Origin of the sequence: Nonomuraea cypriaca, from assembly GCF_015645445.1 — a bacterium.
Lineage (GTDB): Bacteria > Actinomycetota > Actinomycetes > Streptosporangiales > Streptosporangiaceae > Nonomuraea > Nonomuraea cypriaca.
The window spans coordinates 19,756-38,293 of sequence record NZ_JADOGI010000096.1 but is presented as its reverse complement, the minus strand read 5'-3'; the positions used below and the strand labels follow the sequence as shown (position 1 = coordinate 38,293).

Here is an 18,538-nt window from a genome sequence, read left to right as displayed (position 1 = left end):
CCCCACCGGACCCCCGGCCCACCGCGCGAACTCCTCGGGCCCAGCCGGCCCGTACGCCGCCAGATAGCTCCTGACCAGCCCGCCGAGCCCATCCGCCACCGCCGACCCGGCAAGGGCACCGGCAGTGGGCGCGGCGGAGGCGGCGGCCGTAGCGGAGGCGGCGGGCGCGGCGGAGGCGCTGGGGGCCGCGGAGGCGGAGGCGGCGAAGGAGGCGGACGCGGTGGGGGCGGCGGTGTAGGTGACCTTGCGGCCTCTGGCCGGTCCGAAGACGAGCGCGCCCCGGTGCGCGGCCAGCGACATCGCCTGCCGCCAGCGCGGCCACCAGCTCTGGAACGCGGGCATCACCAGGTCACCCGCCCACGGCCCGGTGGCGGCCACGACCGCGGCACTCAACTCGTCGATCGTCAGCTCCGCGCCGGAGAGCACCTCGCGGATGGCCGCCACCACCGCCTCGGTCTGCTCGGCGGTCATCCTCATGGACGGTGGCGCGGCGCGCTTGGTGAGCGGGATCGACGACATGGCCCCGACCCACATCGGCAGGTCACGGGCGGGCAGCAGATGAACGGTGCCACGCGGCCCGTACGTCTTGACCAGGCTGCGTTCCTTCCACAGCGCGTCGCGCACGTGGGCGCGGGTGACGCCGCCGAGCCGTAACCCGATGGACACCTCGGCGGCCGGCATCACCTGCGCGTGCGCCCCGCACATGCCCGCCACCACCGCCGCCATCCCTGCCCCCGGCCCCTGCCCGGCAGCCGGCATCAGCCCGGCCCGCTCCAGGCGTCTCGCGCTGACCTGCGGCCACGACAGTTCGATCACACGTCCTCCTCTGTCCGTACGGCCACGGTAGAGGCGAATGCGGAAAGGATCGTGCCGCATCAGCGCTTCAGACACGAAACAGCCCACCCCGTAAGGTGGGCTGCCGCCGGAGCGGCGGATAATGTCCCCTTTGCCCGTCGCTCCCGTCTATATCACGCTCGTCATCTTGACGGCGTCCCGCTCAGCGGCGGTGACGACGGCGACGACGACGTGAACGGCCGCCTCTGCGGTCCCCGCCAGGAATCGGGTACGGCTGCCTGGTGGGCAGCAGCGTGGCTCCGAAGAAATGCTGAATCGACATCATGTCCCCCGTTCGATTCAAATCACGTGCCGGGTGCCGGTCCGGCACTCCGTAACACGCCTTCACTCACCGGCAACCCCGGTCGCCCCCGAAGGCTTCCCCAAAACACCACGTGCCGGAAATTTAGACCAGCCCTTTACGTACTTGTACCGCCTCTGGATCCTCGGGCCCGGCTGGACCCGAGGCAAGGGCCTCCCGATGGCCAAGAGCTGTCCGTTTTGTGGGGATATGCGTTTCGGTATGCCCTTTGGGGGCATGCGGGGACAGGCCGGACAGTCGGGATGCCCGGAGCTAAGGAGCGTGCCATGAACGATACGGGCAAAGTGGCGCTGGCTCTCGTCGCAGGCTATTACCTGGGCAGGCGCCAGAAGCTGCGCCTGGCCCTCGCCCTGGCGACCGCCGGCGTCACCCGCAAGATGCGGCGGGACGGCGGAGGGCTGCTGCAGCAAGGGAGCAAGGTGCTCAGCGCGTCGCCGGAGGTCGCGGACATGACCGACCGGCTGAAGGGGGAAGTGCTTCAGGTGGCGAAGGCCGCGGCCGTGTCGGCGGCGAGCAGGCAGATCGACTCCCTCACCACGAAGCTGCGGGAGGGATCCGAGACACGCCGTCAACCGGCCGCCGAGGAGCAGGCCCCCGAAGAGGCGGAGCCGGAGACGGACCAGTACGCCGAGCAGGAGCAGGACAAGTACGCGGAGGAAGCGCCAAGGGCCCGCGTACCGGAGCCGCGGATGTCGAAGGTGGCGGAGGACCTGCGGACGCGCAGGCCGGGCGCCGCTCGCCGGCAGTCGTCCATCTCGAGCAGGACGGAGGAGTGAGTGCGATGACCGAGGCGACGAAGGTGGCGGGCAAGGCCGTCCGCCAGGGGCAGGAAGCCGTGCGGGAGACGGCGGGCACGGCGGGGAAGGCGCTGCCGGAGCTGCCGACCGGCCAGCTCACCTCCTCGCTGCAGAACCTCGCCGCGGCCCTGGCCGACCGGGCCCTGTCGTCGGTGACCGGCAAGGTCGAGGGGCTGACCGGCCGGCTCAACGACTTCGCGGACGGCGGCACATCGAGCCTGATGGGGGCCATCACCGGCTCGGACAAGTCCATCGGGGCTTCGGCCCTCACGGGAGCGGTGAAGGGCATTCTCGGCGGAAAGGGGAAAGGCGGCAAGGCCAAGGGCAAGAAGTTCAAGGCCACCAACATCGTCGAGACGATCGACATCGGCGCGCCGCGCCGGATGGTGTACGACCAGTGGACGGAGTTCCAGGACTTCCCGAGCTTCATGAAGAAGGTGGAGAACGTCGACCAGGAGTCGGACGAGAAGCTCTCATGGACGGCCCAGGTCCTCTGGTCCCATCGCACGTGGCGTTCGACGATCCTCGAGCAGGTGCCGGACGAGCGGATCATCTGGCGTTCCGAGGGAGCGAAGGGATACGTCGACGGCACGGTCAGCTTCCATGCCCTCACGCCCGACTTCACCCGGGTCATGATGGTCCTGGAGTACCACCCGCAGGGATTCTTCGAGCACACGGGCAACCTCTGGCGGGCCCAGGGCCGGCGGGCACGCCTGGAGCTCAAGCACTTCGCGCGGCACGTCATGACGCACGTCATGGTGAAGCCCGACGAGACCTCCGAGATGGGCTGGCGCGGCGAGATCCACGACAGCGAGGTGGTCAAGGACCACGAGACGGCGCTGGCCGAGGAGCGGAAGCAGGCCGAGGCGGGCGCGGAGGAAGGCGAGTTCGCGGAGGAGGAAGAGGAACCGCAACCGGAGGTCGCGTACGAGGAGGAAGAGCCCGAAGAGGAAGAGCGTGAGGAGCCGCGCAGGCGCGCCGAGACCGTGGCAGGACCGCCCAGGCCGCGGCGCTCCGAGGAGGAGGAGCCTGTCCGGCGCTCCGAGGAGGAGCCCGCCCGGCCGGTTCGCCGCGGGGCGGCGTCCCAGAGATGACGTCCGCCTCGGAAACGGCGCGAACGACCGGCGAGAGCGCGGGCGTCTACCTGTACGGCATCGTGCCCGCGGACGTCGAGGTGGACGAGCACGCGAGGGGCGTGGGGCCGCCGGGCGCGGTGACGGTGATCCGGCACGGCGACATCGCCGCTCTGGTGAGCGAGCTGGATCCCGGCCGGGCGCCTGGCACGCCCCAGGACAGGGAGGCGCACGAGCGGTTGCTGGACGCGACGGCGGCCGAGGTCCCGGTGCTGCCGATCCGGTTCGGCACGGTGGTCTCGGGGTCGGAGGCCGTCGTGGAGGAGTTGCTGGCGCCGTACCATGACGAGTTCGCCCGGGCGCTGGGCGAGTTCGAGGGGCGGGTCACGTACGTGATCGAGTGCCGCTACGTCGAGCGGGCGCTGACCGATGACGTGGTGGCCGGGCACCCCGAGCTGGCGGAGCTGTCCGGGCGGATCGGGGATCGGCCGACGCGCCTGCGGATCGGCGAGATCGTGAACGAGGCGGTCAGTGCCAGGCGCGAGGCCGACGGGCGGGAGCTCGTGGCCGCCGTAGGGCCGGTATGCGTGCTCACCGCGCCGCGCCCGCCGGCCCACGCGCGGGACGGCGCCATGCTCGCGGTGCTCGTCGACGCCGGCAGGACGGATGAGCTGGAAAAGGCCGTCAGCGGGCTCGCCGAGCGCTGGGCTGATCGGGTCGAGGTACGCCTGCGCGGCCCGCTCGCTCCATATGACTTCATGGAGAGCCCTTCGCGTGACGGCCCGAGCCCGATCGGGCCTCCAGCGTGACGGGTTCTTCCCGCGCCTGGGCCGGAAGGGCCGTCATCATGTGGGTGACGGCCCTTCCTGGCGGGTCAACGCACGTAGACGTTGGGTGCGGGCGCGGTGGCCATCCCGTTTCCGATGAAGAAGCTCGGGTGTGGCGGCTGGTTGTAGGCGGTGTTCTGCCAGGCCAGCGCCACCCGGTACTGCGGGTCGTGGAGCAGGGTGTGGATCTTGACGGTGGTCGCGATAGGTGAGGCGTAGACGCGCACGGCGCGGTTGTCGGTGGTCGGCCAGACGACCTCCTCGCGCCAGTCGCCGAGCAGGTCGCCCGACAGCGACGGGGTGGCCTTGGTGCCGTTGTTGCTGTGGACGTTCGAGGCGGTCAGCAGCCGGGTGTCGGAGGCGGTGCCGTACTTGTCGATCCTGGTCTGGTCGAGGAGTTCGCGGACGGGATCAGCGTCCCACCAGGCCAGGAAGTTGGCCGAGGACGGCGTGCGGCCGACGTTCGCGCCCGAGCCGCTGAACAGGCTGGACATTTGCGTGCCCGAGCCCCAGAACTCCCCGCCTGAGTTGCCGGCGTGGATGTCGCCCGCGACCCCGCGGCCGGGGCCTTCCGAACCGCCGTTGCCGGGACGCTGGAAGATCACCTGCCCGGTGCGGGCGTCGTGCAGGTCGGCGGCCGGCTGGTTGCCGGACTCGTGGATGCCGAACACCTCCAGGCCGGCCCGGCTCGGGAGGAAGTCGCCGACGTGCAGGGCGTCCCCGTGGCCGAAGCCGGTGGCGTACATGAGGCGGCCGTTGTCGTCGACGGTCGCCGAGCCGTACACGATCTCCTGGCGCCCGTCGCCGTCCACGTCGGCCACCGACAACTGGTGGTTGCCCTGGCCGGCGGCCGCGCCGTTGCCGGAGGCGTTGGAGTCGAACGTCCACCGCTTGGTCAGAGCGCCGTCGCGGAAGTCCCAGGCGGCGATCACGGCCCGGGTGTAGTAGCCACGCGCCATGATCAATGACGGGCGTACGCCGTCCAGGTACGCCGTCCCCGCCAGGAAGCGGTCGACCCGGTTGCCGTAGTCGTCGCCCCACGACGAGACGTTGCCGCGCGGCGGGTCGTAGTTGACGGTGGACATCGCGGCGCCGGTCTGGCCGTTGAACATGGTCAGGTACTCGGGGCCGGTGAGCACGTACCCGTCGGCGTTGCGGTGGTCGGCGCTCGCGTTGCCGATGACCGTGCCGCGACCGTCCACGGTGGCGTCCGCGGTCTTCATGGCGACCTCGGCCCTGCCGTCCCCGTCGTAGTCGTAGACCTGGAACTGGGTGTAGTGGGCGCCGGCGCGGATGTTGCGGCCCAGGTTGATCCGCCACAGGCGGGTGCCGTCGAGCTTGATCCCGTCGATGTGGACCTGGCCGGTGACGCCTGCCTGGGAGTTGTCCTTGGCGTCGTTGGGCTCCCATTTGAGTACGAGGTCGAGGCGGCCGTCGCCGTCCAGGTCGCCCACGCCGGCGTCGCTGGCCGTGTGGTTGCCGGAGGGCGGGGTGATGGGCACGTCCAGGTAGCCGCCGGCGAACCGGAGCGAGGCTTCCGACGCCGCGCCCTCGGTGCCGCCGGTCACCGGGCGCACGGTGTACGTCGCGTCCGCGGCGGCTCCGGCGTCCAGGTGGTTGGTGGAGTTCGTGACGGTCGCGACGCGGGTGCCGCCCCGGTAGACGTTGAAGGACGTGTCGCGGGACTCGGTGCCCAGGAGCCGCCACGAGACCAGGTTGCCGGTGCCGGAACGGACGCTGATCAGGCCGCGATCCAGGTCTTCCGCCTGCTTCGCCCCCTGGGGAGGCGTCGTCGGGGTCCCAGTCGGGGTCCCGGTCGGGGTCACCGTCGGCGTGACGGTCGGGGTCGGGCTGACGGTCGGGCTTCCGGTGCAGGCGACGCCGTTCAGTGCGAAGGCGGTGGGGGCGGGGTTGGTGGAGTTGTTCCAGGTGGCGTTGAAGCCGAACGCCGTGCTGCCGCCCGACGGGATCGCCGCGTTGTGGCCGGCGTCCGTCGCCGTGACGTCCGGCCCGTTCTGTGCGGTGGTGGCGTTCCATGCCTGGGCGATCTGCTGGCCGCCGGTGAAGGACCAGGTCAGCCGCCAGCCGTTGACGGCCTCCCCCAGGTTGCGGACGGTCACGCCACCGGTGAAGCCGCCGGACCACTGCGTGGACACCGAGTATTCGACCGAGCACGCCACGGCGGCCGAGGCGGGCGACTGGGTGCTGACCACCCCGGAGACCGCCAGGCCCACCATGGCGACCACCGCGCCAAGGCGCACCGCCGAAGCGTTTGAACGTTTCATCATTATCCCGTCCCAGCCGTGAGATTAGCCGCGAGCAAGTGCGCCAAGACCGTAAGAATCCCGGACAGGCCTTGTCAAAACCCGGCGGCGGCGTGTTCCAAGATTATTTAAAACGATTCAGCTCAGCCTGCAAATCCCACACAGGACCATCTGAAACTTTCACACCCCACCAAGCCCGCGGCAGGTCCAGCCGCTCGCGGGTCTCGGCGTCCGCCGGGGTGAGCACCAGCAGTTGCTGACCCTGGTCGGGGGTCACGCTCTTCCGGCACTTGCCGTGCGAACGCCGCGCACAAGGGCTGTCGTCCGAACGCTTGCAGCTGCTTATCTCGACGGCGAGGTCAGTGCGAATGAATCTGCGAATGGGCCTCTTCGAGAGAACATCCCGCCAGGAGCGCACCGACCCCGCTGGTGAAGTTGGAGCACTCCAGGATGTCCTCGTGCGGGCAGGCCAAGCCATGGGCGATGGCGGTGCGTGCCACCTCAGCCCGGGCGATCCGCTGATCCAGCTCGGCGAGCTTGCGTTGGTACAGCTCCCGCCAACCGTCGCCGGCCGGCGAACGAGACGCGATGAACGCTTTGGCCTCCCGCAACGTGAAACCGACATCTCGCAGCAACAACACCACACCGACCAGCTCGACCGCCGATGGCGGATAACGCCGTTGGCCTGAGACCCGGGCCGGCACCGGTAGCAGGCCGAGCTCCTCCCAGTAGCGCAGAGCGGAGGTGGCGACACCCGTGCGGCTCGCCAGCTCACCGATCGTCAACTGCTCACTCATTGACTTCAAGCATACTTGAAGCCGTTGACTGGCGATCATGCAGACAGCGGGTACCTCTCTCAAGCAACGCGTGATCAGAGCATTGGTGCGCCAGGCCCATCACCCCCGGGGCATCGTCGGGCGGGCGATCGGCTGGATGTTCGCTCATCGCCCCTCCAACCGGCAGCGCAACATCTGGGCGGTGTCGTTGCTGGACGTGCAGCCCACCGACCGGGTGCTCGAGATCGGCTTCGGTCCCGGCGTCGCCATCGCCGAGTTCGCCGGCCGCGCCACCCGGGGCCACGTCTTCGGGATCGACCACTCGCAGGCCATGGTCCGGCAGGCCGCCCGTCGCAACGCCGCCGCCGTCCGCGCCCACCGCGTGCACCTCACGCACGCCTCCGTGGAGCGGTTGCCGAGCTTCGGCGATCCGCTCGATGCCATCCTCGCCGTCAACTCCGCAGGGTTCTGGCCCGACCCGGTGGAGCGGCTTCGCGAGCTGCGCCGCCTGCTCCGCCCCGCAGGGCGCATCGCGCTCGTCAGCCAGCCCCGCTGCCCCGGTGCCACCCGGGACACCACCGCCCGAGCCGCCCAAGAGCTCCAGGACATGCTCACCCAGGCCGGCTTCACCCATCTCCGGGTCGAGACCCTCGAGCTCGACCCGCCCGTCGCCTGTGTGCTTGCCGGCAATCCGACCGGCATGCCGTCATGACCGCAGGTAACACACCGACCAGCGCATCGGGCTCGGACTCGTCCTGCGTTAGTGCATCGCTGACATCGGGCTGACGTGCGATTTCTCCCGATTGCCATCATCGGCGTGCCTCTAGGATGACTTCCGTGACGTACATGCCGCCACCCAGCAAGGTTCCAGAGTGAGCGAGGCCCCGGATCCCCCCGCCCGGCAAGGTCCCGGCGTGAGTGAGGTCGAGGAGGTGCTGCGGGAGTTGGCGCCGCAGGTGCTGGGTGCACTCGTACGGCGTTACGAGCAGTTCGACGCGTGCGAGGACGCCGTGCAGGAGGCGATGCTCGACGCCGCCGTGCAGTGGCCGGAGCAGGGCCTGCCGGGTAATCCGCGGGGCTGGCTGGTCACCGTGGCCTCACGCCGGGTCATCGACCAGATCCGGAGCGAGCACGCGCGCCGGCGCAGGGAGGAGAGCGTGTCCGCCGGGGAGAGCACGGCCCCGGCGGCCGACGAGGAGCGGCCCGGCGATCAGGACGACACGCTAACGCTGCTCTTTCTCTGCTGCCACCCCGCACTGTCGCAGCCCTCGCAGCTCGCGCTCACCCTGCGCGCCGTGGGCGGGTTGACGACGGCTCAGATCGCCGGCGCGTTCCTGGTGCCGGAGGCGACGATGGCGCAGCGCATCAGCCGGGCCAAGCAGCGCATCAAGGCCACCGGCGTGCCGTTCGCGATGCCACCGGCGGACGAGCGGGGCGAACGGCTGCGCGTGGTGCTGCACGTGCTCTACCTGATCTTCAACGAGGGTTACACCGCCACCTCAGGACCCGAACTGCACAGGGCGGAGCTGACGGGCGAGGCGATCAGGCTCACCAGGGCCGTACGCCGCCTGCTGCCTGATGACGGTGAGGTCGCCGGGCTGCTGGCGCTCATGCTGCTCACCGAGGCCCGCAGGCCCGCGCGCACCGGGCCGGACGGACGGCTGATCCCGCTGGCCGAGCAGGACCGCGGCCTGTGGGACCGACGGCTCATCGAGGAGGGCGTCGAACTGGTCACCACGGCCCTGTCCACAGGCGCCGTCGGCCCGTACCAGCTCCAGGCCGCGATCGCGGCCGTGCACGACGAGGCGCCCACGGCCGGCGAGACCGACTGGCCGCAGGTTCTGGCACTGTACGGAGTGCTGTCCCGCATCGAGGACAATCCTGTGGTCACGCTCAACCAGGCGGTCGCCGTCGCCATGGTGCACGGCCCGCGCGCCGGGCTCGACCTGCTCGAACGCCTCGCCAGCGACGAGCGGATGGCGCGGCACCACCGGCTGGCGTCGGTACGCGCTCACCTGCTGGAGATGGACGGCGACACCGACGCGGCGACAGCCGAATACCGGGCGGCGGCCCGCCTGACCACCAGCCTGCCCGAGCAGCGGTATCTCGAAGACCGAGCATCCCGGCTGTCTTGACAATCATTTTTGTCGGTGAGATCGTTCCCCCATGTACGAAGTGGCGGTGATCGAGGACCCCGCGGCGGCCGAGGCGTCGCTGGACCCCATGCGCTCGCAACTGCTGGCCGAGCTGGTCGAACCGGGCTCTGCCACCTCGCTGGCGGCCAAGGTGGGGCTGGCCAGGCAGAAGGTCAACTACCATCTGCGCACGCTGGAGAGGCACGGCCTGGTCGAGCTGGTCGAGGAACGCAGGAAGGGCAACGTCACCGAGCGCGTGATGCAGGCCACGGCGGCGTCCTTCGTGATCTCCCCGATCGCGCTGGCCTCCGTGCAGCCCGACCCAGGACGGTCCCCCGACCGGCTGTCCGCGCGCTGGCTGCTGGCGCTGGCCGCCCAGCTCGTACGCGATGTCGGCACCCTGATCACGGGGGCCACGAAGGCGCAGAAGCGGGTGGCCACGTTCGCGATCGAGGGCGAGGTGCGCTTCGCGTCGGCGGCCGACCGGGCGGCGTTCGCGGAGGAGCTGGCGACCTGCGTGACGTCCTTGGTCAGCAAATATCACGACGAGACGGCTGAGGGCGGGCGTGATCATCGGCTGATCGTCGCCGTGCATCCCGCCGTGAAGAAGGAGCGCTGACGTGGGTCACGAGTTCGAGCTGCCTCTGGAGGCCACGGTCGAGGCCACTCCCGAGGAGGTGTGGGCGGCGATCTCGACGGGGCCCGGCATCGACTCGTGGTTCATGGGACGCAGTGAGGTGGCGGGCGGCGTCGTACGCACCGCGTTCGGCGAGTTCGACATGCCGCCCTCCAACGTGACCGCCGCCGAGCCCCTCCGGCGCTTCGCCCACGGCAGTGACAAGGGCGACGACGGGCGTTTCGTCGCCTACGAGTTCCTCATCGAGGGGCGCGACCAGGGCAGCACGCTCGTACGCATGGTGACCAGCGGTTTCCTGCCGGGTGACGACTGGCACGACGAGTTCGAGGCCATGTCGTCGGGCCTGGCGCTGTACTTCGCGACGCTCGTCGAATACCTGCACCACTTCCCCAGCCGGCACGCGACCCCCCTCACCGAGTTCGGCCCCCCGGTGAAGGACTGGCCACACGCCTGGCGAACCCTGTACACCACCCTCGGCCGTCACCCCCGACCCGGCGACCGCGTACGTTTCGGCCCCACAGAAACCGAGGGCATCGTCTACTTCCACAACTCCCAGAACCTCGCGATCCGCACCGAGCACGGCATCTACCGCTTTCTCCAGGGCTTCATGGGCCCCATGATCGCCTCCCACCTCCTGTTCTCGGACGCGGACGACCAGGGGCAGCTCTGGCGGTCCTGGCTGGACCGGGTCTTCACCGACCCGGCGTGACGGGGGCGCCGCTTCAGATCGCCGTCATGAGTCGCGATGGCGGCCCCGGGCTCCCCCGTCATGCCGGGGTACGCCGCGCCGCGGCTGTCCTCCAGCGGGAGCCGGCCCGGTCCAGGCCCTCGCGAGGGCTGGCGGTGCGCCGGCCGCGGCGAAATGGTAAGTGCCGTGACGTGGGCATGAGTACCGCATGAAGGTGGTCGCGCTGTCCGACACGCACGCGCCCAGGCGGTGGCGTTCGTGCCCGCCCCGGGTGGCGGAGCAGTTGCGCGACGCGGACGCGATCCTGCACGCGGGAGACGTCTGCGTCGCCTCGGTGATCGAGGAATTGGCCGGGTACGCGCCCGTTCACGTGGTGAAGGGGAACAACGACGGCCCCGACGTGGTGGCGCCGGAGACCCTGGAGCTGACCCTGGAGGGGCTGCGGGTCGGAATGATCCACGACAGCGGCCCGGCCAAGGGCCGCCTGGCCCGCCTGCGGCGCCGCTTCCCTGACGCGGACCTGGTGGTCTTCGGGCATTCGCACATCCCGCTCGACGAGTCGGGCGGCGGGCTGCGCATCTTCAACCCGGGCTCCCCCACCGACCGCCGCCGCCAGCCGCACGGCACGCTCGGCCTGCTCACGATCGAGCGCGGCGTCCTGACCGGCGCCGAGATCGTACCCGTCACCTGACGCGGGCCGGGCCCATGGTAGGTCACTTGACGAGGTCGTCACGGGCCTTGCCGAGGTTGGCCTTCAGTTCCTCCATGACCTTGGCGTAGCCGAGGTAGCTGTACCGCTCGGCCGCGTGCCACGGGTAGAGCTGCCCGGCCTGGACCGCCGGCAGCTTGGCCCAGGTCGGCTTCTTCGCCATCTCCTCGATCTTCATCGACTGCGCCCGCGCGTCCACGAGGATCACGTCGGCCTGGTACCTGTCGGCGTTCTCCCAGCTCACGACCTCCCAGAAGCCGCCCTCGCTCTCGGTGGGCTCTTCCGGGTAGACGATGTCGAGCCCCAGCTCTCCCCAGTACTCGATGTCCGGGTGATCCGGCAGGTACGCGACGTACAGGGCGTCGGGTGTGGCGGTGACGATCATGATCTTGAGGTCCGGCTTCTCTGCGGCGAGCGTCCTGAGCGCGGCGCTCGCGGCGTCGAAGCGGTTCCTGGCCTCGGCCACGGGCGCCGCCTCCGGAAGCCCGCGCGGATAACGACCCGGCTGCGCCCCCCGTACGACCTCGGTAGGCGAATCAGGGGAACGGTACGACCGCCGATGTAGCAGGAACGGCGACCGCCGGCGGATGCCGTTCCGCGGCGGCGGCAAGATCCTGGAGAGGTCCTTAAAGGAGGCGGTAAGGCGGCGGGAACGAAGCCGTAAGCGCCCTCCCGCACAGTGGTCACACGTCGCCACAGAGAGGGTCGAAATGAGCCGCCCGTACACCGTCCAGGACCAGATTTCGCTTCCCGGCTTCTCCGGCCCCGTGCACCTGCCCGGCGACCCCGGATACGACGAGCTGCGCCGCTCCATGAACCCCTCCGTCGACGCCCGGCCGGCCGTGGTCGCCGAGGCGTACGGCATGACGGACCTACGGGCGGCGTTGCTCGCGGCGCGCGGCGCGGGGCGGCCGTTCGCCGTTCAGGCGACCGGGCACGGCACCCATGCCGCCTGCGACGGCGGCGTCCTGGTGCGAACGTCACCGATGGCGTCCGTGCTGGTGGACCCCATCAGGAGGGTGGCTCGGGTCGGGCCCGGCGCGCGGTGGGCCGAGGTGATCGCCGCGGCCGCGCCGTTCGGGCTGGCGCCGCTGTCGGGCTCAGCGCCCTCGGTCGGCGTCACCGGCTACACGCTGGGCGGCGGGCTCGGCTGGCTGGCGCGCAAGCACGGCTTCGCGGCCGACAGCGTGCTGCGCGCCGAGGTCCTGCTGGCCGACGGCAGGCACGTCATGGCCTCCCTGGGCAGCCACCCCGAGCTGTTCTGGGCGCTGCGCGGTGGTGGCGGCGGTTTCGGCGTGGTGACGTCGCTGGAGTTCCGGCTCCACCCGGTCGAGCAGGTGTACTCCGGGTTCGTGTACTTCCCCTTCGAGTCCGCGGCCGAGACGCTGAGCGCGTACCGGGACTGGATCGACGACGCGCCCGGCGAGCTCAGCACCGCGGTCGTGCTCAGGCGGATGCCCGGCGACGAGCAGACCCCCGAGCCGGTGCGCGGCAGGCACGTGCTGACGCTGAAGGTCCTGCACGCCGGTGAGGCGTCCGAGGCGCGGCGGCTGCTGGCGCCGCTGTGGCGGGCGGCGGGGCCGGCGCTGCTGGACGAGACCCGCCGGACCACGTACGCCGCCAGCGCGATGGGCGGCACGCCGAACCGGCACATGGACATGTTCGACAGCGTGCCCGACGAGGTCATCGACACTCTGGTGAAGACCGCCGGGCAGGCGCAGACGGTGGAGATCCGGCACTGGGGCGGCGCGATGGGCCGCCCCGGCCCCGACGCGGGCCCGGTCAGTCACCGCGGCACGAAGCTGTCGGTCATCGTGGACACGCCGGTGCCCGGCCTGGCCGAGGCGCTGCGTCCGTACGCGAACGGCGGCACGTTTCTCAACTTCCTGTCCGACCCGTCAAGGACGGCGGCCGCCTACACCGCGCCGGACCACCGCCGGCTGCTGGACGTCAAGCGGATGTACGACCCCGACGGCTTCTTCCGCGTCGGCCACGTCATCGGCTGACGCGCCGTGGTACGGCTGGCCGTTCCCGGCAGCCGTACCACCTCGGTCCCCCGGCGGACGCCGGGACGGGACCGGTTATGGGCGCGGTGAGCGGTTAGGGATGTGTTCGGATGTGCCGACCTGGCGTCCCTTGCGCATGCCCGCGAAGCCCAGCAGGCCGAGCAGACCCAGCAGGCCCCACAGACCGGCGTTGCCGCCTCCGTCGCGCTGTTGCTGCTGCGGTGCGGGTGTGACCTGGCTCTGCGCGACGGGCGCGACCGGCGAGTCGGCCGTCGCGGCTGCGGCCGGGACTAGCGTCAAGAAGAACGCCAGGCCCAGCCCGGTGAGCGTCTTGCGCATTGGGTTCCCCCGATCCGGCGGTCTCTCAACCGCGGAGACCGCCTGTCACGCCTTCCTGGCGGAAGGCTCTTGTAGCGGGGCGGTCTCCATTTCCCCTGCTAGATAGGCCTCTACCATCGTCCAGGCGGCATCAAACGCCTTCTCCCGCCCATGCGCGGCCATGACGGTCATACAGGTGAGCGCGTACGCGGGCCTCGGCGATCCCGGCCAGCGCGGCACGCGCCTCCGGCCGCCGCCCGGTGGGCGCGAGCCGTACGGGCTCGAACAGCGTCACCTCGACGGTCAGCCGGCGGGTCGCGGCCACCCGCAGGGCGGAGGCGAGCAGCGAGTCGTCCCCGACATAGCAGGCGCGGGCCGAGGTGGCCTCGCCCTCGCGGTAGCGCAGCGTGGCGGGTCGCACCGCGGCACCCGCGTCGACCGCCGCCTGGAACACGGCCGGCCGGAACTCCCCCATCCCCCGCCCGCACCAGGTGGTGCCCTCGGGGAAGGCCACGACGGTGTCGCCCGCCCTGAGCGCGCTCGTGACGGCCGCGACGGCCGACGGCAGGGCCGACAGCCGCTCCCTGTCGATGAACAGCGCTCCGGCGCCGGCCACCAGCAGGCGTACGACCGGCCAATCGGCGACCTCCCGCTTGGCGAGCGGGCGCGACGGGAGCGTGGCCGCGATGACCAGCGGGTCGAGCCAGGAGACGTGGTTGGCCACCACGAGCACTCCCCCACCCGCCGTCTCCAAGCCTCCCTGTCCCGCACCCACCTCTCCCACACCCGCCTGTCCCGCACCCACAGGTCCCGCACCCACAGGTTCCGGGTGCACCGGTGCCCGTACGGCCGTCAGACTGATCGTGACGCCGAGCACGCGGAGCAGCAGTCGCGCCCATACCCGCGTGACCTCCGCCCGCGTGGCCGCCGGAGCGCGGCAGACCGCCAGGGACACCGGTACGCCCCCGAGCACCACCAGCAGCGCGCCGATCAGCCGTGCCGTCCGGTGGACCGGCCCGGCGACGGCGGCCGGAGCCGGCACGCAGGCCACGGGCGAGCACGGCGACCAGGGCCGCCAGGGGTCCGCGCTCACACCGGCTCTTCCAGGAAACGCCGCAGGTACCGCGTGTTGACGTTGGCCATGGACAGCAGCACGAAGAAGTCGGCGGTGCCGAAGTCCCGGTCGTACGCGGGCTCCCCGCACACCCACGAGCCCAGCCGCAGGTAGCCGCGCAGCAACGGCGGCGGCACGAACCGGTCGGCGGAGGCCGCCGCCGCGCCCCGGTGGTGCCACGGGTGGTGCGGCGTGACGCGGTACTCCCCGGGCCCGAGGGGCACCCGCTCCATGACGCCGTTCGCGGCGACGCCGCCGTCGTCGAGCGGCACCGAGCAGCAGCCGGCCAGCCACCGGTGACCCCCGGCGACCATGTACCTGGCGATGCCGGCCCACATCAGGGAGACCACGGCACCGTCCCGGTGGCCGGGGTGCACGCAGGTGCGGCCCGCCTCCACGAGGCCGGTCCTGATGGGCGCGAGGCCGGCCAGGTCGAACTCGGTGTCGGAATACAGCCGGTCGGCCCGCCCCGGGGGCAGCAGCCGGTAGGTCCCGACGACCTCTTCGCCGTCGCGTACGAGGAGGTGGTCGCAGTAGGTGTCGAGCCGGTCGACGTCGAGGCCGGAGACCGGGCTGTCGAGCCGCGCCCCCATCTCCTCGGCGAAGACGGTGTACCTGAGCCGTTGCGCGGCCCGCAGGTCTGCGGGGCTCGTGGCCATGCCGACCGTGTACCGGCCGGTGTCGATGGAGCCGAGGTCAACAGAGATCGTCATGGGCGCGAGTCCTTCCCTGAAAGCGTCTCGCGCCTATGTCGACATGCGGACATGACGGCGGTGTCTCTCATCGAGGGCAGCCAGGCGTCCGCCTGGTGAACCTCCGGACCGGAGCGTGTCAGGGCGAATAATTCGTTTCCCGTATCCCACCGGTTTCACTACGGGTCACGCTGACGGACGGGGCCACCCATCGGAAGGACTCCTCGGACCTGGCGTTCCGCACGGCCGGGCGGCTGGCCCTGCGCGAGGCGCTGCGGACCAGTGCGATGGTGCTGCTGGAGCCGGTGGTGGAGGTCACGGTCACGGTGCCGGAGGACGCCGCCGGCGGAGTGCTGGGCGACCTCGCGGCCCGGCGCGGCCGGATCTCGGGCTCGACCGCCCGGGGCGGCACGGTCGTGATCTCGGCGACGGTGCCGCTGGCGGAGGTGTTCGGGTACGCGACCCGGCTGCGCAGCCGTACCCAGGGCCGCGGCACCTTCACCAGCCGCCCCGCCGGCTACGCTCCCGCCCCGTAGCGCCTCGCGTGGCCGGCGCCACATGGCTTGGGGAAAGACGGCCGGACGGGCCGGCGATCTCGGTGAGGTCGCCGGCCCGTGCCGGGGTCAGGGGGTGGTGACGGTGGCGCCGGTGACGGCGGCCGACCAGTACAGTGCCTTCGCCACCTGCGAGAACAGCCCCTTCGGGTGGTTGCGGAACATCGGCTCGGTGCCGAACATCACCACGGCCGCGCCCCGCTCGTCCCGGCCGCTGATCACGGCCGCCTGCCCGCGGGCCGCGTCCTGGCCGCCGAGTCCCTTTTCGTCGGGCCGCCAGTGGCCGGACACGAGAGGCCCGTCGGCCGCGTACGACTGCTCGACCGTGACCTCGGCCCCGAGCCCGGTGAACCAGCGCGGCGAGTACACGAACGAGTGGCCGGTGGATCCGGTGCCGACGGGACCGGCCGAGGAGTCCACGACTACCACGCCGTTGGCGTCGCCGCGCCCGGCGACCGCGGTCGCGGTGAGCAGCCCGGCGGCCGCGTTGAACGCCGCCCCCGTGCCGCCCCGGGTGATCACACCACCGGTGGTGAGGAACGCGTCCAGCGCCGCCTTGGCCGCCGGCGCGAGCGCCGCGTAGTTCAGTCCGCTGGAGACGAACAGCACGTCGGTCGAGCTCCAGTCGAAGCCGTCGTTCAGCACGGTCGTGGAGACCGGGGTGACGGCGAAGCCCATCTCGCGCAGCGTGAACAGCTCGTCGGCGGAGGCCGCCGCGGCGACCCGTACCTGCGACAGCGGGGTGCCGCCGGCCGGTCCCGCCGGGGTGAACGCCACGCCGTAGCGGTCGGCCACCGTCCTCGCGGCCTCCCGCGCGGCGGCGGGGATGACCGCCGTACCGGCGTTCCAGGTCACCGCCACGCCTTGGGCCAGCAGCTCGTTCAGTGCCAGGACCTCCTTGGCGTCGGCCACCTTCAGGGCCAGCGACCCGGGAACCCGCGGCACCGAGCCGGTCGGCGCGGCGGCCTTGACCGGCTCGGCGCGCACGCGGAGCGAGCCGGAGGTCACGGTGTCGACGGTGGCGCCCCAGAGCAGGCCGTGGCTCCAGCCGGAGATGTCGTACATCGCGTCCACCCGGGCGGAGATGTCCGCGCCCGGCTCCAGCATCACGTTGGCCAGCCCGCGCTTGGGCTGGTGCATGTCCACGACGTACGAGCCGGCCGGGTAGCTCTTGCCGTCCAGCCGGAACGAGCGCTCGGCCCGCTCGACCCGGACGTCGTTGGCGATCAGGTGGTCGACCAGGCGGGCGGCGGCCGTGGCCGAGCGCTGCTCGGTGCCGGCGGGGATCACGTAGGCGCGCGGGTAGGTGGTGGTGTAGACGTCCTCGGGCCCGAAGCCGGGCACGATGCCGAGCGGGACCTGCTTGGCCGGCTCACCCGCCGTGCCGCGCCTGAAGACCTCGATCTGGTCGTTGATCAGGCGGTCGTGACCGGCCTGCACGAAGCCGTACGTGGCCCGGATGGCGGCGGCGGCCACGTCGATGTTGATCGCCGAGCGGCGGCGCAGCTCCTCCACCGGCTCGTCGTCGTAGGCGTCGTTGTTGACCCGGAGCGGGATCTCCACGGTGTGCGAGGCGACCGCGCCGTGGAAGGGCGCGTACTGCGGGGTGAAGATCGGCGGCCAGTCGTCCCAGCCCTCCGGGTCGTCGCGGAACGGGATCTGCGCCGGACGCACCTCGTCCTTCTCGAAGGTGTAGCCGAGCCCGTTGACCGCGGCCTCCATGCCGAGCCCGTTGGCGTAGGTGTTCTTGATGAACAGGTCGTACTCGTAGTTGGCGCCGTGCGGCGGCGTGGTCGGCTCGATGAGCGTGCCGTTGACGTAGCCGTGCAGGTCGACCATGGCGACCGGCTGGGTGTCGATCATCACCTGGCGCATCGCGCGCACCTCCGGCTGGGAGGCGGTGATGAAGTCGCGGTTCATGTCGAAGCCGGCGCCGTTGGCCCGCATCCCGTTGAAGCGGCCGTCGGGGTTGGCGGTGACGTTGAAGTACAGCCTGGTACGCGAGAGCAGGTCGGTGATCTGGCGGGAGTTGCCGGTGGCGAGCTCCTCGATCACCCGCAGGGCCGCGTCGGTGCCCTCCCACTCGTTGCCGTGGATGTTGTTGTTGAAGAACACCGGCGCCTTGTACCGCTTGGCCAGCTTCCTGTCGCGGGCGGCGGCGGCCGGGTCGTCCTCGATGCGCTCGCGGATGCGGCTCTGCTCGCGGGCCTCGGCGCTGCTCTCCGGCGCGGTGACGGTCACCAGGTAGAGGTCGCGGCCCTGGTGCGAGCGGCCGATGATCTCGGAGCTCACCCGGTCGCTGCGCCGCTGCAGGTCGTTCAGCTTGGGCGCGATGCCGTGGTACGGCATCAGCCCCAGCTTGATGGAGGCGTCGGCGGGATTCTCCGCGGGGAGGGGGAGCCAGGTCCGCCTGGGGTATCCGCCCTCCCGGGAGTGCCCGTACGGCTGCTCGCCCTGGGCGGTGCGGCCGAGCGCGTCGGCCTGGTCCGAGACGCCGGCGGCGACCTCGTTGCGCTCCGGGCCGTTGCCGAAGTCGCGTACGGGGGGCGGCTCGGCCGGCTCCGCGGACGCGACCCCGCTTGAGGCGAGCAGCGTTGCGGGCAGGGCAAGGCTCAGCAAGACGGCGGATAACCGGGACATACGGGAAAAACGCACGCTACCTCCACAAAAAGACGTACGGTCTCGTTCGTAGTTTCTTTCAGCTGAAAGACGCAAGATCCGTGATCAGAGCGAAGCTCAATTCACGTCGATCCGCAACGGGAACGGCCGCGTCGAGTGCACGCGCCGGATGC

The 18,538-nt window shown here is 71.2% G+C and carries 19 protein-coding genes and 1 pseudogene; 11 read left to right on the top strand and 9 right to left on the bottom strand.

Features of this window, described 5'->3' with window-relative positions; translation table 11 throughout:
- Nucleotides 1–816: DNA glycosylase AlkZ-like family protein (locus ITP53_RS28590; protein ID WP_328816057.1), on the bottom strand; the 816-nt coding region annotated here is incomplete at its 3' end.
- Nucleotides 817–1,422: 606 nt separating this feature from the next.
- Here ITP53_RS28590 and ITP53_RS28585 point away from each other — a divergent pair.
- The 3 genes from ITP53_RS28585 to ITP53_RS28575 are packed head-to-tail and all read left to right on the top strand — an operon-like array spanning nucleotide 1,423 to nucleotide 3,835.
- A complete protein-coding gene (locus ITP53_RS28585; protein WP_195898550.1) occupies nucleotides 1,423–1,932 on the top strand; it encodes a hypothetical protein in 510 nt (169 codons plus the stop codon).
- A 5-nt stretch (nucleotides 1,933–1,937) separates the two neighbouring features.
- The gene (locus ITP53_RS28580) at nucleotides 1,938–3,047 is read left to right on the top strand and encodes an SRPBCC family protein (protein ID WP_195898549.1); all 1,110 of its coding nucleotides are present in this window, start codon (nucleotides 1,938–1,940) and stop codon (nucleotides 3,045–3,047) included.
- Nucleotides 3,044–3,835 carry a GvpL/GvpF family gas vesicle protein gene (locus ITP53_RS28575; RefSeq protein ID WP_195898548.1) on the top strand — a complete coding sequence of 264 codons (792 nt, stop codon included), beginning with the start codon at nucleotides 3,044–3,046 and terminating at the stop codon, nucleotides 3,833–3,835. Before ITP53_RS28580 ends, ITP53_RS28575 begins: the two co-directional genes overlap by 4 nt.
- 65 nt (nucleotides 3,836–3,900) lie before the next feature.
- Here ITP53_RS28575 and ITP53_RS28570 read toward each other — a convergent pair whose 3' ends face one another.
- The 3 genes from ITP53_RS28570 to ITP53_RS28560 form a co-directional block, all read right to left on the bottom strand.
- Nucleotides 3,901–6,114, bottom strand: a complete 2,214-nt coding sequence (locus ITP53_RS28570; RefSeq protein WP_407941314.1) for a rhamnogalacturonan lyase family protein — start codon at nucleotides 6,112–6,114, stop codon at nucleotides 3,901–3,903.
- Nucleotides 6,115–6,241: 127 nt separating this feature from the next.
- Nucleotides 6,242–6,394, bottom strand: coding sequence for a hypothetical protein (locus tag ITP53_RS28565; protein WP_195898558.1), 153 nt, complete (start codon nucleotides 6,392–6,394; stop codon nucleotides 6,242–6,244).
- 82 nt (nucleotides 6,395–6,476) lie between these two features.
- A complete protein-coding gene (locus ITP53_RS28560; protein WP_195898547.1) occupies nucleotides 6,477–6,914 on the bottom strand; it encodes a MerR family transcriptional regulator in 438 nt (145 codons plus the stop codon).
- 70 nt (nucleotides 6,915–6,984) lie between these two features.
- Between ITP53_RS28560 and ITP53_RS28555 the strand changes: the two genes are divergently transcribed.
- From ITP53_RS28555 to ITP53_RS28535, 5 genes are all read left to right on the top strand, one after another.
- Nucleotides 6,985–7,605, top strand: coding sequence for a class I SAM-dependent methyltransferase (locus ITP53_RS28555; RefSeq protein WP_328816053.1), 621 nt, complete (start codon nucleotides 6,985–6,987; stop codon nucleotides 7,603–7,605).
- Between the two features lie 202 nt (nucleotides 7,606–7,807).
- Entirely contained in the window at nucleotides 7,808–9,028 is a 1,221-nt protein-coding gene (locus ITP53_RS28550) for an RNA polymerase sigma factor (RefSeq protein WP_195898545.1), read from the top strand.
- Between the two features lie 31 nt (nucleotides 9,029–9,059).
- Entirely contained in the window at nucleotides 9,060–9,647 is a 588-nt protein-coding gene (locus ITP53_RS28545) for an ArsR/SmtB family transcription factor (protein WP_195898544.1), read from the top strand.
- Nucleotide 9,648: 1 nt separating this feature from the next.
- On the top strand, nucleotides 9,649–10,374 hold the full coding sequence (locus ITP53_RS28540) for an SRPBCC family protein (protein WP_195898543.1): 726 nt from the start codon (nucleotides 9,649–9,651) through the stop codon (nucleotides 10,372–10,374).
- A gap of 187 nt (nucleotides 10,375–10,561) precedes the next feature.
- Nucleotides 10,562–11,044, top strand: coding sequence for a metallophosphoesterase family protein (locus tag ITP53_RS28535; RefSeq protein ID WP_195898542.1), 483 nt, complete (start codon nucleotides 10,562–10,564; stop codon nucleotides 11,042–11,044).
- Nucleotides 11,045–11,066: 22 nt separating this feature from the next.
- Here the strand turns inward: ITP53_RS28535 and ITP53_RS60480 are convergent, their stop codons facing one another.
- A complete protein-coding gene (locus ITP53_RS60480) occupies nucleotides 11,067–11,528 on the bottom strand; it encodes an ABC transporter substrate-binding protein (protein WP_195898541.1) in 462 nt (153 codons plus the stop codon).
- Between the two features lie 244 nt (nucleotides 11,529–11,772).
- On the opposite strand from ITP53_RS60480, the gene ITP53_RS28525 reads away from it, so the two are divergent.
- A complete protein-coding gene (locus ITP53_RS28525) occupies nucleotides 11,773–13,068 on the top strand; it encodes an FAD-binding oxidoreductase (protein WP_195898540.1) in 1,296 nt (431 codons plus the stop codon).
- 75 nt (nucleotides 13,069–13,143) lie between these two features.
- Here ITP53_RS28525 and ITP53_RS28520 read toward each other — a convergent pair whose 3' ends face one another.
- From ITP53_RS28520 to ITP53_RS28510, 3 genes are all read right to left on the bottom strand, one after another.
- On the bottom strand, nucleotides 13,144–13,407 hold the full coding sequence (locus tag ITP53_RS28520) for a WGxxGxxG family protein (protein ID WP_195898539.1): 264 nt from the start codon (nucleotides 13,405–13,407) through the stop codon (nucleotides 13,144–13,146).
- A 130-nt stretch (nucleotides 13,408–13,537) separates the two neighbouring features.
- Nucleotides 13,538–14,479 carry a lysophospholipid acyltransferase family protein gene (locus ITP53_RS60475; protein ID WP_195898538.1) on the bottom strand — a complete coding sequence of 314 codons (942 nt, stop codon included), beginning with the start codon at nucleotides 14,477–14,479 and terminating at the stop codon, nucleotides 13,538–13,540.
- Nucleotides 14,476–15,213, bottom strand: coding sequence for a GNAT family N-acetyltransferase (locus ITP53_RS28510; protein ID WP_195898537.1), 738 nt, complete (start codon nucleotides 15,211–15,213; stop codon nucleotides 14,476–14,478). The genes ITP53_RS60475 and ITP53_RS28510 overlap by 4 nt, the downstream gene beginning before the upstream one ends.
- 143 nt (nucleotides 15,214–15,356) lie before the next feature.
- Here ITP53_RS28510 and ITP53_RS61255 point away from each other — a divergent pair.
- Both ITP53_RS61255 and ITP53_RS28505 read left to right on the top strand, forming a co-directional pair.
- Nucleotides 15,357–15,464: pseudogene (locus tag ITP53_RS61255) on the top strand (hypothetical protein); the annotation flags it as partial.
- Between the two features lie 15 nt (nucleotides 15,465–15,479).
- Nucleotides 15,480–15,728, top strand: a complete 249-nt coding sequence (locus ITP53_RS28505; protein WP_207756530.1) for a hypothetical protein — start codon at nucleotides 15,480–15,482, stop codon at nucleotides 15,726–15,728.
- An 87-nt stretch (nucleotides 15,729–15,815) separates the two neighbouring features.
- On the opposite strand, the gene ITP53_RS28500 is transcribed toward ITP53_RS28505, so the two are convergent.
- The gene (locus ITP53_RS28500) at nucleotides 15,816–18,401 is read right to left on the bottom strand and encodes a M14 family zinc carboxypeptidase (RefSeq protein WP_328816046.1); all 2,586 of its coding nucleotides are present in this window, start codon (nucleotides 18,399–18,401) and stop codon (nucleotides 15,816–15,818) included.
- Nucleotides 18,402–18,538: the final 137 nt, after the last annotated feature.

What these genes read in the sequence shown, in the direction of transcription:
- ITP53_RS28520 (WP_195898539.1), bottom strand. Translation starts at nt 13,407, where the DNA reads ATGCGCAAGACGCTCACCGGGCTGGGCCTGGCGTTCTTCTTGACGCTA.
- ITP53_RS28560 (WP_195898547.1), bottom strand. Translation starts at nt 6,914, where the DNA reads ATGAGTGAGCAGTTGACGATCGGTGAGCTGGCGAGCCGCACGGGTGTC.
- ITP53_RS28575 (WP_195898548.1), top strand. Translation starts at nt 3,044, where the DNA reads ATGACGTCCGCCTCGGAAACGGCGCGAACGACCGGCGAGAGCGCGGGC.
- ITP53_RS28585 (WP_195898550.1), top strand. Translation starts at nt 1,423, where the DNA reads ATGAACGATACGGGCAAAGTGGCGCTGGCTCTCGTCGCAGGCTATTAC.
- ITP53_RS28535 (WP_195898542.1), top strand. Translation starts at nt 10,562, where the DNA reads ATGAAGGTGGTCGCGCTGTCCGACACGCACGCGCCCAGGCGGTGGCGT.
- ITP53_RS28545 (WP_195898544.1), top strand. Translation starts at nt 9,060, where the DNA reads ATGTACGAAGTGGCGGTGATCGAGGACCCCGCGGCGGCCGAGGCGTCG.
- ITP53_RS28525 (WP_195898540.1), top strand. Translation starts at nt 11,773, where the DNA reads ATGAGCCGCCCGTACACCGTCCAGGACCAGATTTCGCTTCCCGGCTTC.
- ITP53_RS28510 (WP_195898537.1), bottom strand. Translation starts at nt 15,213, where the DNA reads ATGACGATCTCTGTTGACCTCGGCTCCATCGACACCGGCCGGTACACG.
- ITP53_RS28505 (WP_207756530.1), top strand. Translation starts at nt 15,480, where the DNA reads ATGGTGCTGCTGGAGCCGGTGGTGGAGGTCACGGTCACGGTGCCGGAG.
- ITP53_RS28580 (WP_195898549.1), top strand. Translation starts at nt 1,938, where the DNA reads ATGACCGAGGCGACGAAGGTGGCGGGCAAGGCCGTCCGCCAGGGGCAG.